This window comes from Acidobacteriota bacterium, from assembly GCA_039030395.1.
Lineage (GTDB): Bacteria > Acidobacteriota > Thermoanaerobaculia > Multivoradales > JBCCEF01 > JBCCEF01.
This window is the reverse complement of sequence record JBCCEF010000002.1, coordinates 130,720-146,713: the sequence shown is the minus strand read 5'-3', so window position 1 is coordinate 146,713 and position 15,994 is coordinate 130,720. Positions and strand designations below refer to the sequence as shown.

General features: G+C 67.4%; 12 protein-coding genes. All 12 read right to left on the bottom strand.

Annotated elements, in window-relative coordinates; all coding sequences use genetic code 11:
- Positions 1–122: 122 nt before the first annotated feature.
- The 12 genes from dnaE to AAF481_02940 all read right to left on the bottom strand — a co-directional run bounded on the left by dnaE (position 123) and on the right by AAF481_02940 (position 15,926).
- A complete protein-coding gene (gene dnaE, locus AAF481_02995) occupies positions 123–3,578 on the bottom strand; it encodes a DNA polymerase III subunit alpha (protein ID MEM7480118.1) in 3,456 nt (1,151 codons plus the stop codon).
- Positions 3,579–3,597: 19 nt separating this feature from the next.
- A complete protein-coding gene (locus AAF481_02990) occupies positions 3,598–4,191 on the bottom strand; it encodes a CDP-alcohol phosphatidyltransferase family protein (GenBank protein MEM7480117.1) in 594 nt (197 codons plus the stop codon).
- Between the two features lie 3 nt (positions 4,192–4,194).
- Entirely contained in the window at positions 4,195–5,460 is a 1,266-nt protein-coding gene (locus AAF481_02985; GenBank protein ID MEM7480116.1) for a tetratricopeptide repeat protein, read from the bottom strand.
- A 94-nt stretch (positions 5,461–5,554) separates the two neighbouring features.
- Positions 5,555–5,773: an RNA chaperone Hfq gene (locus AAF481_02980; protein ID MEM7480115.1), complete on the bottom strand. Its 219-nt coding sequence runs from the start codon at positions 5,771–5,773 to the stop codon at positions 5,555–5,557.
- Complete coding sequence (gene miaA, locus AAF481_02975; protein ID MEM7480114.1) at positions 5,754–6,710, bottom strand: tRNA (adenosine(37)-N6)-dimethylallyltransferase MiaA; 957 nt, start codon at positions 6,708–6,710, stop codon at positions 5,754–5,756. Before miaA ends, AAF481_02980 begins: the two co-directional genes overlap by 20 nt.
- A gap of 57 nt (positions 6,711–6,767) precedes the next feature.
- The gene (locus tag AAF481_02970) at positions 6,768–9,095 is read right to left on the bottom strand and encodes a DNA internalization-related competence protein ComEC/Rec2 (GenBank protein MEM7480113.1); all 2,328 of its coding nucleotides are present in this window, start codon (positions 9,093–9,095) and stop codon (positions 6,768–6,770) included.
- Between the two features lie 60 nt (positions 9,096–9,155).
- On the bottom strand, positions 9,156–9,806 hold the full coding sequence (locus tag AAF481_02965) for a hypothetical protein (protein ID MEM7480112.1): 651 nt from the start codon (positions 9,804–9,806) through the stop codon (positions 9,156–9,158).
- Between the two features lie 2 nt (positions 9,807–9,808).
- Positions 9,809–10,573 (bottom strand): type III pantothenate kinase, encoded by a 765-nt coding sequence (locus AAF481_02960; GenBank protein ID MEM7480111.1) that lies wholly within the window; start codon positions 10,571–10,573, stop codon positions 9,809–9,811.
- A 44-nt stretch (positions 10,574–10,617) separates the two neighbouring features.
- Positions 10,618–11,463: a biotin--[acetyl-CoA-carboxylase] ligase gene (locus AAF481_02955; protein MEM7480110.1), complete on the bottom strand. Its 846-nt coding sequence runs from the start codon at positions 11,461–11,463 to the stop codon at positions 10,618–10,620.
- A gap of 7 nt (positions 11,464–11,470) precedes the next feature.
- Complete coding sequence (locus AAF481_02950; protein ID MEM7480109.1) at positions 11,471–14,113, bottom strand: valine--tRNA ligase; 2,643 nt, start codon at positions 14,111–14,113, stop codon at positions 11,471–11,473.
- Between the two features lie 210 nt (positions 14,114–14,323).
- A complete protein-coding gene (locus AAF481_02945; GenBank protein ID MEM7480108.1) occupies positions 14,324–15,403 on the bottom strand; it encodes a response regulator in 1,080 nt (359 codons plus the stop codon).
- Between the two features lie 130 nt (positions 15,404–15,533).
- Positions 15,534–15,926: a cobalamin B12-binding domain-containing protein gene (locus AAF481_02940; protein ID MEM7480107.1), complete on the bottom strand. Its 393-nt coding sequence runs from the start codon at positions 15,924–15,926 to the stop codon at positions 15,534–15,536.
- Positions 15,927–15,994 lie beyond the last annotated feature (68 nt).

The following is a 15,994-nucleotide window of genomic DNA, read 5'->3' as shown; positions in this document are numbered from 1 at the left end:
GGATTCCGTGGTCAGGGCAAGGCGCGCAGGCGCAGGCGTAGCTCCGCTGCGCCGAGCTTGCGCAACGCCGCCATGGCCGCGGAAGACAAGCCATTCACATCCGATCCCGCAGTTGCGGTCCACTAGCCAGCATAGTGTTCGTGCACCCGGCCCTCGCCGAGGATGGATTCGAGGGAGGAGACCAGCTCCGGGTCGAAGCGCACTTTGAAGTTTTCGCCCGGGGCGATGTGAAAGCGCTGGCCGGCGCGATCCAGGCTGAGCTTCAAGGGCGTCGGGCCGGCGTGCTCCGTCAGGATGTCGCGCAGGCGAAGCATCTCCTGCGTCGGTAGGCCGGCACCGAGGTCCACTTCCACCGCCAGCAGCAGCTTGCGGGTGGCCTGTTCCAGGGAGGTCATGTCCTCGACGTTCAGCTCCACCTCGCTGCCCCGCTCCCGCACCAGCCCCTTCACCACGATCACCGCTTCGTCTTCCAGCAGGTGACCGAATTGCTGGAACTGGTTGGCGAAGAGCACCACCGGAGTGCGCCCTTCGAGGTCTTCCAGGGTGAAGCGGCCCATCAGGCGGCCGGCATTGGGGCCGGACTTGATCTTGGTGTTGCGAATGCGGGTGACCACGCCGCCGACGGTCACCGTCTCGTCGACCGCTTCGGCGAGGTTCGTGAGGTCGTGGCTGACCAGTTGCGCCAGGCTCTCCTCGTATTCCGAGAGAGGGTTGCCGGTGAGGTAGAAACCGAGGGTCTCTTTCTCCAAGCTGAGGCGCTCGCGCTCCTCCCACTCGCGGCCGGTGGGATCCTTCGCCGCGGCGGCGGCCTGGTCGGTGCCGGCAAACAGGCCGGTCTGGCCCGAGGCGCGATCCCGCCACTGGCGCTGGGCGTCCGCCAGGATGCCGTCGAGGGCCCTGAACAGCGGCCGCCGGGCGGGCACCAGCTCATCGAAGCAGCCGGCTTTGATCAAGCACTCGAAGACCTTTCGGTTGAGCTGCCGGCCGTCCACCTCGCAGGCGAGGTGGGTCAAGCCGGTATACCGGCCTAGGCGCTCCCGGGTGCGCAAGAGTTCGTCGACGGCACCTTCACCGATGCCCTTGACGGCGCCCAGGCCGAAGCGGATCTTTTCGCCGTCCACCGTGAACCACCAGTCGCTGGCGTTGATCTCCGGCGGCAGCACCTCGATCCCCATGTCGCCGCACTCGCGGACGTACTTGGCGATGGCGTCGGAGTTGCCCATTTCCGAGTTCAGCATCGCCGCCATGAAGGCCACCGGGTAGTGGGCCTTCAAGTAGGCGGTCTTGAAGGCGAGCATGGCGTAGGCGACGCTGTGGCTCTTGTTAAAGCCGTAGCCGGCGAAGGGCTCAATGTAGTCCCACAGCTCGGCCGCTTTGCCGCCGTCGATGCCGCGCCCCTCGGCACCGGCGATGAACTTCGCCTTCTGCTCGGTCATCACCTCGATCTTCTTCTTGCCCATCGCCTTGCGCAGGATGTCCGCCTCGCCGAGGGAAAAGCCGGCAACCTCCACCGCAATCTGCATCACCTGCTCCTGGTAGACGATGACACCGTAGGTCTCCTCCAGGATGGCCCGCGTCTCCGGCAGGGTGAAACGCACCTTCTTCTTGCCCTTCTTGCGCTGGATGTACTCCTCCACCATGCCGACGGACAGGGCGCCCGGGCGGTAGAGGGCGTTGAAGGCCGCCAGATCCTCAAACTTCGAGGGCTCGGCGCGCCGCAGCAGATCCTTCATGCCGCGCGACTCGAACTGGAAGATGCCGTTGGTGCGCCCGTCGCAGAACAGCTTGTAGACCTCCGGGTCGTCGAGGGGCACTTCGTCGAGGTCCAGGTCCACTCCCTGCTGGCGGATGATCTTCACCGCATCATCGATCACCGTCAGGGTGCGCAGGCCGAGGAAGTCCATCTTCAGCAGGCCCAGGTCCTCCACCACATCTTTGTCCCACTGGGTGGTCACTTCGTCGCGGCTGGTCTTGAACAGCGGTACCAGTTCGTCCAGCGGCTGCGGCGTGATCACCACCCCGGCGGCGTGCACCGAGGCGTGGCGGGTCAGCCCTTCGAGGCGCTTGCCGACGTCGACGATCTGCTGGATTTCCGGATCGCGCTTGACCTCCGTGCGCAGCGCCTCGACCTCTTTGGCGGCCTCGGCGAGGGAGCGGGTCATGTCCGGCACCAGCTTGGAAATGCGGTCCACCTTGGCGTACGGAAGCCCCAGTACCCGCCCGACGTCGCGGATCACCGCTTTCGCCGCCAGCGTTCCGAAGGTGATGATCTGGGCCACCTTGTCGCGGCCGTACTTGTCGTTGACGTAGTGGATCACCTCACCGCGCCGGCGCATGCAGAAGTCGATGTCGATGTCCGGCATGCTGATGCGTTCGGGGTTCAGGAAACGCTCGAACAGCAGGTCGTAGCGCAGCGGATCGATGTCCGTGATGCGCAGGGCGTAGGACACCAGCGAGCCGGCGGCGGAACCGCGGCCAGGGCCGACCGGGATGCCGTTCTCCCGGGCGTGGCGGATGAAGTCCCAGGTGATCAGGAAATAGCCCGGGAAGCCCATCTCCTCGATGATCCCGATCTCCCGTTCCAGGCGCTCCTTGTAGACATCCACCCCAAAGCGCTCGATGCGATCCGTCCGCCGGCGCAGCTCGTCGAAGCGCTCGTCCAGGCCGTCGCGCGCCACCTTGGCGAAGTAGGAGTCGAGGGTGTAGCCCGCGGGCACCGGAAACTCCGGCAGATGGAAAGAGTCCATCGGGATTTCGAGCTGGCACGCCTCAGCCACCTTCAAGGTGTTCTCGATCGCCTGGCGATCGTCCGGGAACACTCGCCGCAGCTCGTCCACGCCCTTCATGTAGAACTCGTTCGAGTAGTACTTCAGGCGGTCTGTATCGGCGACGTTGCGCTGGGTCCCGATGCACAGCAGCACGTCGTGGGCGAAGGAGTCGTCCTTGTGCAGATAGTGGCAGTCGTTGGTGATCACCATCGGAATGCCGAGCTTCTTGGAGATCCGCCGTAGGGCGTCGTTGCAGGCCGCCTGCTCCGGGATGCCGTGGTCCTGGAGTTCCAGGTAGAAGTTGCCCTCGCCGAAGATCTCCAGGTACTCCCGAGCGAGAGCAAAGGCCTCGTCCTCCTGGTTTTCGGTCAGCGCCTCGTTGATCTCACCCTTCAAGCAGGCGGAGAGCGCGACGATCCCTTCGCTGTGCTTGCGCAGCAGCGCCTTGTCCATCCGCGGCTTGTAATAAAAGCCTTCGAGATAGGCCCGGGAGGACAGTTTGATCAGGTTGCGGTAGCCGGTTTCGTTCTTCGCCAGCAGCACCAGGTGATTGGCGCCACCGCCGCGACTGCGCGGCGTGCGATCGAACATATCCTCGGTGACGTAGGCCTCGATGCCGACGATCGGCTTGATCCCCGCCTTGCGGCAGCGGGTGTAGAACTCGATCGCCCCGTGCATGTTGCCGTGGTCCGTCAGGGCGACGGCGGGCATGCCGGCGGAAACCGCCTCGCCGATCACGTCGTCGAGGCGATTGGCGCCGTCCAAAAGGCTGTACTGACTGTGCAGATGCAGGTGAACGAAGTCGGACAATGCTTGACTTTCCTGGGGTTTACTCGCCGGTTTCGTCGCCGCCCTTTTCCACCGAGCGGGTACCGGCCATCGAGTTGGCGAGGCGGACATAATTGAGGCCCGAGGCGACGGTGAGGGCCGCCGTGGCGTAGATCGCGATGTGGGTGCCCCACACCAACTCCGGCAGAGTCGGCCACAGGGCGGTGACCAGCACCATGAAGACGGTGGTCACCTGCGCTGCGGTGGTGACCTTGCCGAGCATCGCCGGCGGGAAGGAGCGGATGCCCGTCGCCAGGAACAGCGCACCGGCCATCACCACGATCAAGACATCCCGTGCAATCACCAGCACCGTCACCCAGATCGGAATGGTCATTTCCGGATTGAGGCGCGGGATGGCGAGCACTACATAGGCTGAAGTCAGCAGCAGCTTGTCGGCAATGGGATCGATGTAGGTGCCCAGAAGCGACTGCTGATTCCAGAAGCGGGCGATGAAGCCGTCGAGGGCGTCGGTGATACCGGCGACGGTAAACAGCAGCAGCGCCTTCAGGGCGTCGCCGTCGATCACCGCGATGATGAATAGGGGCACCAACCCCATCCGGAAAATGGAGAGGAGGTTGGGAATTGTGAACGTCATCGGCTAAGAGCCTAGCAGCAGAAGGCCCCTACGGATCAGCTCCAGGTCCTCGGTGCCGGAGACCGTTCCGCTCGGCAGGCAATCGGAGCTGCTGGCGATCAGTCCGCAGCGCGCCGCCACCTCGCAGACAAAGGAAGACGATGGCCGGCGGTTGCTCTCGATGCCGGTCAGGCAAGCCGCCGGGCGGCGGTCGGTAGCGCCGATCCGCAGCAGGCTTTCGAGCACCTCGAGCCGGGTCACCTCCTCCTCCGGCTCGAAGCGGTGGACCGATGTCTGCAAGCGCATCAGACCGAGATTGACTACCCGGGCGATGGCCTCGCGATGCGGGTGGTCCAGGATGTCCGAGGCGATGCGGCCGGCACCGGGCCGGCCGTAGCGCACCGGCGGCGCCACCCAATAGAGGAGCAGAGCGTGGTCGGCGCGGCTCAAGGCCGCCTTGGCGCCGGCCTCGCGCACTTCCGCCGGCAACTGCGACACCCGCCAGCGGAACTTGGCGCGGGCTACGTCGAGGCGCAGTTGCTCGTCTTCCGGGAACTCGGCGGACAGGCTCTGATAGATCTCCAACCCGGCCCGTGGATCGCCCACCGACAGTTCTAGGTCCGCCTGATCCGCCAGCAGGCTGCGCTCTTCCGGATAGAGTTCGCGCAAAGCCCGCACCGCGACCAGTTCTTCTTTGGGGTTCTCCTCGGCGACGGCGATGGAGCGCCAGCTCTCCAGCGCGACCGGCGACTCCGGAGACCATCGCCGCAACCGCTCCAGCTCCTCACGAGCGATCTCCGGCCGGCCCCGGCGCAGGGCGTCCTCGATGCGCCGAGCGACGATGCCCTCGGCCACCGGCAGCAGGGTCTCCAAGCGCTCCTCGGCGATCGGACGCAGGCTGCCGGTGGCGCCATAGGCTTCCACCGCGCGCACCACCTCACCCACCTTTTCGGCGCTGCACCCGAGGAGGAGCTGAGCCGCCGGATAGTCGGCGACCTGCTCGACGACCGGGTCGAGGGTTCTCACCGCAGCGGCGAAATCGCCGTCGACGAAGTAGGTCTGGGCGACGATCAGCGACGCCGGATGAAAAGAGGGATCGACCCGCAGCAGATCCTGCGCCGCCGCGCGCAACGGGTCGGTGGGTTCGCCCTGCGCCAGATCGCGGAACAGAATTAGGACATCGGCGGAGCGCTCACCGCCGGCCGCCAGCGGATACGTAGCGAGGGGATCGACCACCAAGGGCCGATCCTCGAAGGCCACCCGTTCGAACAGCGCACGGGGCTCCGGCACCGGCTGCGGAGCCGGCCGATCGGCAGAGCCGCAAGCAGCCAACCAGGGGACAGAGGCGAGAGTCAGGGCGCCCGCGAGCCGACGCCCGCGGTGCTTAGCCTTGGGACGCGTCACCGATGGAGATGGTCGCGATGGCATGCTTATACACCAGAACCTCCTGGCCGGACACCTCCAAAACCACCGCGAAGCGATCGAAGCGCTTGAGCCGGCCGACCAGGTCCGTGCCGGTCGTGAGGCGAACCTCCATCAAATGACCTTCCTTGAGGTTCTGAAAAAGAAAACCGTCTTGAATATTAATGTTGTGCTTGGCCATCACGTCTCCAGAGTCGGCGGCGAGAAAGGTGATCCGAGATGTCGGACATCCGTTCGTCCAGATCGCGGGCATCCAGCCAGAAAATGTCCGCTTCCTTCCGAAACCACGTCCACTGCCGCTTCGCAAACCGCCGCGTGGCGGTGATCGTTTCATCGATGGCTTGTTCGAGGGTACAGCCACCCTGAACATGCCGGGCGATCTGGCGATAACCGATCGCTTGAAAGGCCGGGTGACCCGGCGATGCGCCCCCTCGGAGCAGAGTCACCACCTCGTTCACCCAACCGCAATCGATCATACGGCTCACCCGATCGGAGATGCGATCGTACAGGATGGTTCGCGGTAGCGTCAATCCGACCCGGACGGCCGGAAGCCGAGATTCTCCAAAGGGTTGGCTCGCAATCCAGCGCGAAAGAGGGCGCCCCGTGACGGCCAATACCTCGAGCGCCCGGAGGACCCGCTGCGAGTCTCTTGGAGCCACCCGGCCGGCGGTTTCCGGGTCACCAGCGCGCAGTTCCTCATAAAGCACCGACAAACCTTCGGCCGCCCGCCGCTCGCGCAGCCGCGACCGCACTTCCGGATCGCCCGGCGGCATGGGGCTGATGCCCTCCAGCAGGGCGCGCAGGTAGAGACCGCTGCCGCCCACCACCATCGCTCGACCTCCCCGGGCCTCGATGTCGCCGATCGCCGCCCGTGCCCGGCGCGCGAATTCTCCAGCCGAAAAGCGCTCCGACGAGTCGAGAATATCGATCAGATGATGCGGTACCGCCCGGCGTTCTTCCATCGTCGGCTTGGCCGTGCCGATATCGAAGCCGCGATACACCTGCAGGGCATCGGCGTTGACAATCTCGTAGGCGCAGCCGGCCTCGTCCGCCACCCGCAGAGCCAGGGCGGTCTTGCCCACCGCCGTCGGGCCGAGAATCACCAGCACGGGTCCCATAGGCGGATACTAGCTTGCCCAGAACACCAGCAACCTACGGCATCCCCTGGGCACCCTTCAGTAGGGAGCCGCCCAGTCCACCTCCACGGGTCCGTCCGGCGCCGACCAGGCCAGGCGCACAGCGCCCAGGCGGTCCGTTCGCAGGCAACGGACGCCCTGACGCCGCAACCGCTCCAGGGTATCCCTCGCCGGATGACCGTAGTGATTGCCGACGCCGGCGGACACCACCGCCAGCCGGGGGCGAACGGCGGCCAGGAACGGCCCGCCGGAGGAGTTCTTCGAGCCGTGATGGGCGACCTTCAGGAAGGTGCTCGCCAGTTCGAAGTCGGACAGCGCCAACGCCCGCTCGGTGGCGAAGCCGATATCGCCGGTCAGCAAGATGGAACGACCGAGGGCCTCGGCTCTGAGCACCAGCGAACGATCGTTGATGGACGAGCCCGCCGCCGCGAGGTGGGTCCACCGCCACCGACCCACCGCTGGCGGCGCCTCGCCCGGAAGCATGATCCGCCAGCGCCGTCCGGCGGAACGTTTCAGGTTCGCGGCGCATCCTTCGTCGGGCCAGCCGGCGCCGACCCACACCTCCCCCACCGGCATCCGGGCCAGCAGGTCCACCAAGCCGGCGCAGTGGTCCGTATCCGGATGGGTCATCACCACCGCCGTCAGACGGCGCAGGCCCTCGCGCGCCAGGGCAGGAACCAGCACCCGGCCGCCGAAGTCCCCGTGCCGCCAGCCGCCGCCGTCGACCAGCACCGCCTCGCTGCCGTCCCGCAGCAGGATCGCGTCGCCCTGGCCGACATCGAGCACCACCACCTCCACCCCACCGGTCGGCGCCCGCGGCAGCAAGAACCAAAGTGCCAGCAGCAAGGCCGGTGACCGCCTCACCAGGCGCAGCCAAGGAGACTTGGGAGGGCGATCGGCGGAGTTCGAAACGACCGTCGAACCGGCGGCGAGCCACCAGCCGATGAGCAAGGCGGCCAGCAGCGCGGTACCGCCGCCGGCGGAGACGATCCAGCTCCCCCAGCTTCGCGGAGCGCCGGTAGACGGCCACTGGAAGGGACGGGCCAGGGCATCCAGCAGCCACAGGAGGGCCTCGGAGACGACAGACTCCGGGGCGATCAGGGCGCCCAAGGTCCACAGCAGGCCGACGGCGAGGCTCAGTGCCGTCCAGGGCACGGCCACCAGATTCAAGACCGGTGCAAACAGCCCGACGACACCGAACCGCGGAACGAGGATCGGCAGGCTGGCGAGCTGCGCGCCGACCGTCGCCGCCAGGGCCTTGCGGAGCCTTCCGGCCGCCGCGCCGCCCAGCGTGGGAGCCACCACCAGCAGCCCAAAGGTCGCCCCCACGGTGAGCTGGAAGGCGAGATCGTGGAGGCGCTCGGGCCGATCCAGCAGCAGCGCGGCGGCCACCCAGGCGAGGGCGTTGACCGGACTCGGCGGGCGGCGGGTGCCGCTCGCCGTCACCGCTGCAGCGGCCATGCCGAAAGCCCGCAGAACGGAGGTGCGGCCACCTACCAGCGTGCTGTAGGCGGCACAGGCCGCCAAGATCAATCCACCCCTGGCCCACGGCGGCAGCGGCCGGGCCAGGGCGCCGGCCAGCAGCGCGACCAGCCCGAGATGGAGGCCGGACACCGCCAGCAGGTGCGCCAGGCCCGCCCGCCGGAGACCGCGCACCCACTCCTCCGGCAGGCGGAGGGAATCGCCCAGCAGCAGAGCCCGGGCGAGGGCCGCGCCGCGGGACGAGGGGTGGGCATCGTAGACGCCTTCGATACGGTGGCGGGAGATCGCCATCCACCACCCGAAGGCGGTGGGCTCGCCCAGGGTCCGCACCAACCGGAGACTCTTCACCCGCAGCCGCGGCGGCGACGACGGCACCCGACCGCCATTGCGATAACCCGGCGCCCGGCGCAGGCTGCCGAGGGCTCGCACCCGCGCTCCCCACGGCGGTAGCTTCGGCCTCGCACCGTCCGTCGAGGCGGTGACGTCGAGCAGGAGCGTTCCCAGGTCACTGTGGACTTGGCGGCCGCGGCCCAAACGCTCGACGGTCAGGGTCGAGCGCCAAGTGCCGTCGAGGCGCCGCCACGGCCCGGCGACACGCCCGACCGCCTCGACCGGCACCGCCGTTCCGGGTGTCACCGAAAGCGCCGCGGCACGCTCCTGAGCGAGAGTGCCGGCCGTCAGACCGGCGGCGAGAGCCACCATGGCCAGACCCAGCGAACTCCCACCGACCCAACCCCGCCGGACGGATCCGCCCACCGCCACGCCGGCGCATCCCAGCGCGACGACCAGCGGAAGGGAAAGGCTATGCAGGTGCAGGCCGCCCGACACCCCGAGGGCGACGGCGACGGCCGGCAACAGAGCGGGACGATCGTGAAGCTTCCCCATCGCCTCAGGAGACGCCAGCGGGGCAGATCATCGCTCGTTGGCGAGGAGATGGCTTGTTGTCTAGGTCTTTTCCGCTTCCGGCGAGAACAGGGACAGCACCGGCACGGACAGGATTCGCCGCAGCCAGCGCGCCATCAGGCGACGGCGGGCCACCTGCAGTTCGTCCGCCGGTAGGCGTTCGGCGAGCACCGCCAGGCTGGCGCGGGAGCGCTCGGCGATGTCCTGGCGCTGCTCGGCGGTGAGCTGGACTTCGAGAGCGGAGAGCAATTCGTTGTCCAGCCGCGAAAGAGCGTCCTCGACCGCCTCGGCGGGTCCGTCGAGGTGCCGGATCCGATCGCCGAAGGCCTCGGCCTCGGCCGGCAGGGCCGCCGCCAGGGCGGCGAGACGTGCGGCAACGTCGAAGGCCGGGGCCGCCGGTTCTCGGCGCCCCGTCGCCTGCAGCTCCTCGATCTCCTGCCAAGCGGCCTCCACCGCCGGCGCGCAGTAGCGGAGCCCCTGCACCCGCCGTTCGTCGCCGCGCGCCTTGCGCCGCTCGAAAACCTCTTCGAGCGCCTTCTCGACCACCTCGAAGGGGATCTCTCGCTTCTTCCAGTCCTGCGCGATGCGCCAGTCCGAAGGCGATAGCAGAAGCGGCGCACCGCGCAGGCCGATGAACACCTCCTCGATGCGCTGGAAGTACCGGTGAACGGTTTCCTCGGCTGCGGTGGCCACGATCACCGATTCCGCTCGTAGATCCGCCGCAACCCGTGCAGGGTCAAGCGCTGATCGACGGATTGAATGAAGCGCGAGCCGGAGGCGATCAGCTCCGCCTGGCCGCCGGTGGCAACGATCCCCACGGAACGCCCAAGCTCCTCCACCAGCCGCTCCAGGATGCCGTCCACCAAACCGATATAGCCATAAAAAATGCCCGACTGCATGGCGCCGCCGGTGTTCTTGCCCACCAGGTTCGGCGGCCGCCGGATGTCCACCCGATAGAGGCGCGACGCATGCGAGAAGAGCGCCTCAGCGGAGATTGAGATGCCCGGCGCAATGATGCCGCCGGAGTACTCACCGGCGGCGTTGACCACGTCGAAGGTGGTGGCCGTGCCGAAATCCACCACCACCACCGGCGCACCGTGCAGTTCGAGGGCCGCCACGGCGTTGACAATGCGGTCCGCTCCGACCTCGGCGGGATTGTCGTAGCGAATGGCGAGGCCGGTCTTGACCCCCGGCTCGACGAACAGCGGCGGGCAGCCGAAGAAGCGACGGGCCAGGCGGTCGAGGGTGGGATTCAAGGGCGGAACGACGGAGGAGATGACCACCGCCTCGGCGGCCGCCGGATCGAGGCCGAAGCGGTCGCACAGCGGCATCAGCAGAGCGCCGTACTCGTCGGCGGTACGCTCCGGATCGGTGGACAGGCGGAAGACCTCCAACAGTTCGCCCTCCCGGTCGATGCCGAAGACGGTGTTGGTGTTGCCGACATCGACCAGCAGCAGCAGACCCTTGGATTCATTCACGGCACCTTCCTTGTTGGAGGAATCCATCACCTGCCCCTCACTTCCCCGGCGAACAGCAGCCGCTCCTCGCCGGTCTCGGCGTCGCGCAGGCGGAGGAATCCACGCTCGTCGAAACCCAGAAACTCACCGCTCCCGGATTCTCCCCCCACTCGCCAATTCAGCATATCGCCCGGCCGATGGAGCGAACGGCGTCCGTAGGCCTTCAAGATTTCCGCCGGCCGGCCCAGCCCTTCGAGCACCCGCTGCACGCCGCGCAGCAGTTCGGCGGCGGCGGCCCCAAGGGATGTCATCGCCGGATTCTCGTCGCACAGGCTGGTGGCGACGAGAGCGCCGTGCTCCGCCGCCGCGCGAAAGTTCACTCCGAAACCGATGATCGCGTCGAGGGATCCGCTCGGATCGCCGGCGCCGGCGGCGCCGGGAGCGATCTGCTCGATCAGGATTCCACCGAGCTTGCGGCCGTTGACCAGCAGGTCGTTCGGCCACTTGAGGGAGCAGCGCCGCTCGCCGATCAGTTCGTCGACCCCGCGGCATAAACCGATCGCCACCGCCAAGGGCAGCCGTTCGAGTTCTTCCTGGCGTTTGAGGGAGACGAGCATTGAGGCGTATACGCCGGCGCCGGACGGGCTTTGCCAGGCGTTGCCCCGGCGTCCCCGGCCGACGGTTTGCTCCAGCGCCAGCACCTGCACAGTGGGTACCGAGCCGCCGTCCCGGCGGTATTCGTCAACGATGCGCCGGGCGAGACGCTGGGTGGAGTCGATCGTCTCGAGCACCACCAGGTTGGCGAGACCCGGTTCCGCCGCCAGGGAAGCCCGAAAGTTCTCGAAAGCCTGGGCCTCTGCCCGGTCCTCTGACCCTGAATGTTCCTCCGTCACGGCCTTCTCAGTCTACCCCCAGGGTTGCCGCCACCTGCGCCCGGCGGGCGCCGAGTTCCCGTAGGCGCTGGCGACTACCCTCCACCACCGCCGGCGGCGCCTTGGCGAGAAAACCCTCGTTCGACAGGCGCTTCTCGGCGTTGGCGATCTCGCCGTCGATCTTCGCCAGCTCCTGAGCCAGGCGCTGGCGCTCGTCTTCGCCCAGTTCCCGCTCGGGAATCACTAGGCCGAAGCGCACCCCGGCGATGCGATCCGTCACCGCGCCCTCCGGTGGCTCACCGGCCTCCACCGATTCGGCCCGCAGGAGAGACTCGAGAAGAGCCTCCTGCTGCATCAGGAAGGCGCCCTGGGCGGCGCTGTCTCGGTCGCCGGCCGGATCTTCGGGCAAGTCCAGCACCAGGCGCACCTTCTCTTTTGGCGGCACGTTCAGTTCCGCCCGCAGGGCCCGCACCCGGGTCACCAGCTCCATCAGCCCCTCCATCCGCGCCTCGACCTCGTCGCTCCGCCAATTGCCCCGCGCCTCCGGGAAGGGGGCCAGGGCGATGGAAAGCGGATGGATCGCCTGCCGGCCGGGCAAGCGCTGCCACAACTCCTCGGTCAAGTGCGGCATCACCGGGTGCAGCAGGCGCAGGCTGCGGTCGAGCACCGTCAGCAGTACCTCGCCGACCCGCGGGCGCACCGCATCGCCGAAGAAGGACGGCTTGGCGAGTTCGATGTACCAGTCGCAAAGCTCGCCCCAGAAGAAGTGATAGAGGCGGTTGCAGGCCTCGTCGAAGCGGAAGATCTCGAGCTTCTCATTCACCTCCTCGGCGGCACGGTGGAGGCGCGACAGGATCCAGCGTTCCGGCGGCGCCAAGCCGTCCGTCGACAGGTCCTCCTGGACCTGCGCATCCCCCACCCGCGACAGAGCGAAGCGGGTGGCGTTCCAGATCTTGTTGCCGAAGGCGCGGTAGCCGGCCATCCGTTCCAGGTCCATCGGAATATCGTTGCCCGGCGTGTCGAGGATTGCCAGGGTGAAGCGCAAGGCATCGGCACCGTAGTCCTCCACCAAGTCCGCCGGGTCGAGCACGTTGCCCTTGGTTTTGGACATCTTGACGCCCTCGGCGTCGCGCACCAAACCGGTGAGATGAACCCGCCGGAAGGGCACCTCGTCGGTGAAATGCAAACCGAACATCGCCATCCGCGCCACCCAGAAGAACAGGATGTCGAAGCCCGTGACCAACACGTCGGTGGGATAAAAAGCCTTGAGATCGTCCGTCTCCTCCGGCCAGCCGAGAGTCGAGAAGGGCCACAGGCCGGAGGAGAACCAGGTGTCGAGAACGTCCGGGTCGCGGTTCAGTTCGGCGGTACCGGCCTGGGCCTCGGCCTCCGCGCGGCTGGCGGCCACGTAGCAGCGGCCGTCGGCGTCGTACCAGGCGGGGATCTGATGTCCCCACCAAAGCTGCCGCGAGATGCACCAGGGCCGGATGTTCTCCAGCCAGTGCCGCCAGGTCTTCTCCCAGGTGGCGGGCACCAGCTCGATGTCGCCCTCCTCCACCGCCTCGAGGGCGCGCCCGGCCATGCCGGCGACGTCCAAGAACCACTGGGTGGAGACCAGCGGCTCGATCGGCTCGTCGCCGCGCTGGCTGTGGCCGACGTTGTGGGTATGCCTTTCCACCTTGACCAGCAGACCCGCTTCATCGAGCGCCGCCACCACCCTCTCGCGCGCCTCGAAGCGGTCGAGACCGGCGAAGGTGCCGGCCTCCTCGGTCATGCGCCCGCGGCGGCCGATCACCTGAACGCTCGGCAGATCGTGGCGCCGCCCCATTTCGAAGTCGTTGGGGTCGTGGGCCGGGGTGATCTTCACCAGCCCGGTACCAAACTCCCGATCCACTGCCTCGTCCTCGATCAACGGCAGACGCCGGCCCACGAGCGGCAGCACCGCCGCCTTGCCCTTGAGGTGGGTGTAGCGTTCGTCGCCAGGATGCATGGCGACGGCGGTGTCGCCCAGCATGGTCTCCGGCCGGGTGGTGGCCACCACGATGCGCTCCTCGCTGCCCTCGATGGGATAAGCCAGGTGATATAGCTTGCCCTCGACGGTGCGCATCTCCACTTCGAGGTCCGAAACCGCCGTACCGAGCACCGGCGACCAGTTCACCATGTACTCGCCGCGGGTGATCAGCCCCTCCTTCCACAGGCGCACGAAGGCCTCCTGCACGGCCTGCGACAGGCCTTCGTCGAGGGTGAACCGCTCGCGGCTCCAGTCGCAGCTCGCGCCGAGGATCTGAAGCTGGCTCTGGATGTTGTTCTGGTACTGCTCCTTCCAGCTCCACATGCGCTCCAGAAACTTCTCGCGCCCCATCTCCTCGCGGGAGTGGCCCTCTTCGGCGAGCTGTCGCTCGACCATCAATTGGGTGGCGATGCCGGCGTGGTCGGTACCCGGAAGCCACAGGGCTTCACAGCCCTTCATGCGCATCCATCGGGTGAGGAGATCCTGCAGAGTGGACTGCAGCGCGTGGCCCATGTGCAGCTTGCCGGTCACGTTGGGCGGCGGAATCATGATGCAGTAGGCCGGACGCCCGGAGGTGGGATCCACCTCGAAGCACCCTTGCTCCGCCCAGAAGCGCTGCCAGCGGCCTTCGTAACTGGAGGGCTCGAACCGCTTATCCATCGGCGCCGGTGCGGTCGCCGATTCGGGGGCGCCCGGCGGAGGGGCGCCCGGCCTATGCGCGCCCGGCGGAGAGGAAGAGTTCCCGGTGGTCACAGGATGTTCCTTTCAGGTGCTGAGAATTCTTCTCGATCAAACTCGGCGCCTCCACAAGGACGAACGCCCCGCGGGCCGAGGCCGGCGAGGCGCTGCTGGTGCGGGCGATTTAGAGCGTCAGTCGACTTGGTCTTCGAGCTCCCGCAGACGGTCCTTGATGATCACCTCCGCGAGATCCGGAATGACCTCCCAGGCAACGTCCTTGGCGACGCGCTCACCGACGATCTCCGCCACCCGCTGGGCAATGCGCTCGACATCGTCATCGGACAGTCCACCGTTTGCGGCGGCGCCGGTGTCGTCCGCTCCGTCCTCCTCTGCCGTCGCCTCGACGGCCTGAGGCTTCCAGGCCATCGCCGCCCGTTCGGAAACGGCCGGCGCGGCCTCCGCCTCGCCCTCCACGATGGCTTCGCCATCCGGAGCCTCGTCCGGAGCCTCTTCGGCCTCGGCCGCCACGACAACTTCCGGAGTGGCTTCGTCTTCCCCTTCCTGAGGGCTATCGTCTTGCGAGGTGGGGGCCACATCCAGTTCCTGCCAGGGGTCGGCCACCGGCGCGGGCTCCTCAACCTGGTCTTCCACCGGCCCGGTTTCCCCCAGCCGGAACGGCTCCGCCTCCTGCTGGAAGCCCCAGTTCGAGGGCGACGCCTGATCGCCGGCCTCGGGCATGGCAAAGACTTCCGTCTCGGCGGCGATGCCCGACGGAGCCGTGTCTTCGCCAGCGTCGTCGGCCGCTTCTCCTTCGACAGCAGCTTCGGCCTCCCCTTCGACAGCGGCTCCGGCCGCGGCCGCATCGGCACCGGCCGCGGCCGCATCGGCACCGGCCTCGTCCTCGGCGCCAGCGGACGACAGCAGGCGCTCCACTTCTTCCATCAACTCTTGGGAATCGAAAGGCTTGCGGAGCACCGCATCGGCTCCCGCCTGCTCGGCCTCCTCCATCTCGAAGGGCTCGAAGGTGCCGACCAGCAGCAGCACCGGCAAACCGGGGGTCGACTCCTTGACCCGGCGACAAACATCCAGCCCGCCCAGGCCAGGCATGTGGACATCGGCGATCACCACGTCCGGCTCCAAACCGTCGAGACGGTCGATCGCCTCCTGACCGTCGCTCACCGCCGTCACCTCATGGGATTCGTCCATGAAAGTCAGCTCGATCACCTTCTGAATGGTCAGGCTGTCGTCAGCCACCAGAATCTTCTTACTCATTCCACCCTCCGTACCGGCTCCCCAATCCCATGTGATGACGGCTCCGAGCTGCGGTCCGAAAAGATCGCTTCTCGCGGCGTCCGAAAGGCCAGCCGACGAGATGGAAACCTCAGCCCCAACGATGCGATGCTCAGAGCCGGTCCTGCAGGTATTCGACGATCGATCCGGTCGGCGTTCCCGGCAAGAAGATCGCGTCGATGCCGGCCTCTTTGAGTCCGGAAATGTCCTTGTCGGGAATGATCCCGCCGGCAAACACCAGCATGTCGTCGGCGCCTTCCGCCCGCAGCAGACGAACCACCTCCGGCAGCAACACATTGTGCGCGCCGGACAGGATCGACAGGCCCACGCCGTCAACGTCCTCCTGCAACGCCGCCGCCGCGATCTGCTCCGGCGTTTGCCGCAAGCCGCTGTAGATCACCTCGTATCCCGCGTCGCGCAGCGCCCGGGCCACCACCTTGGCGCCCCGGTCATGACCGTCGAGGCCGGGTTTGGCGATCAGGATGCGGTGCTTTCGATCATTCATGGGGCGCGATTGTAGCAGAGGTCAGCGCTACGCAAACCCCTACATCCTCAAGTAAATCCGCGGATCGC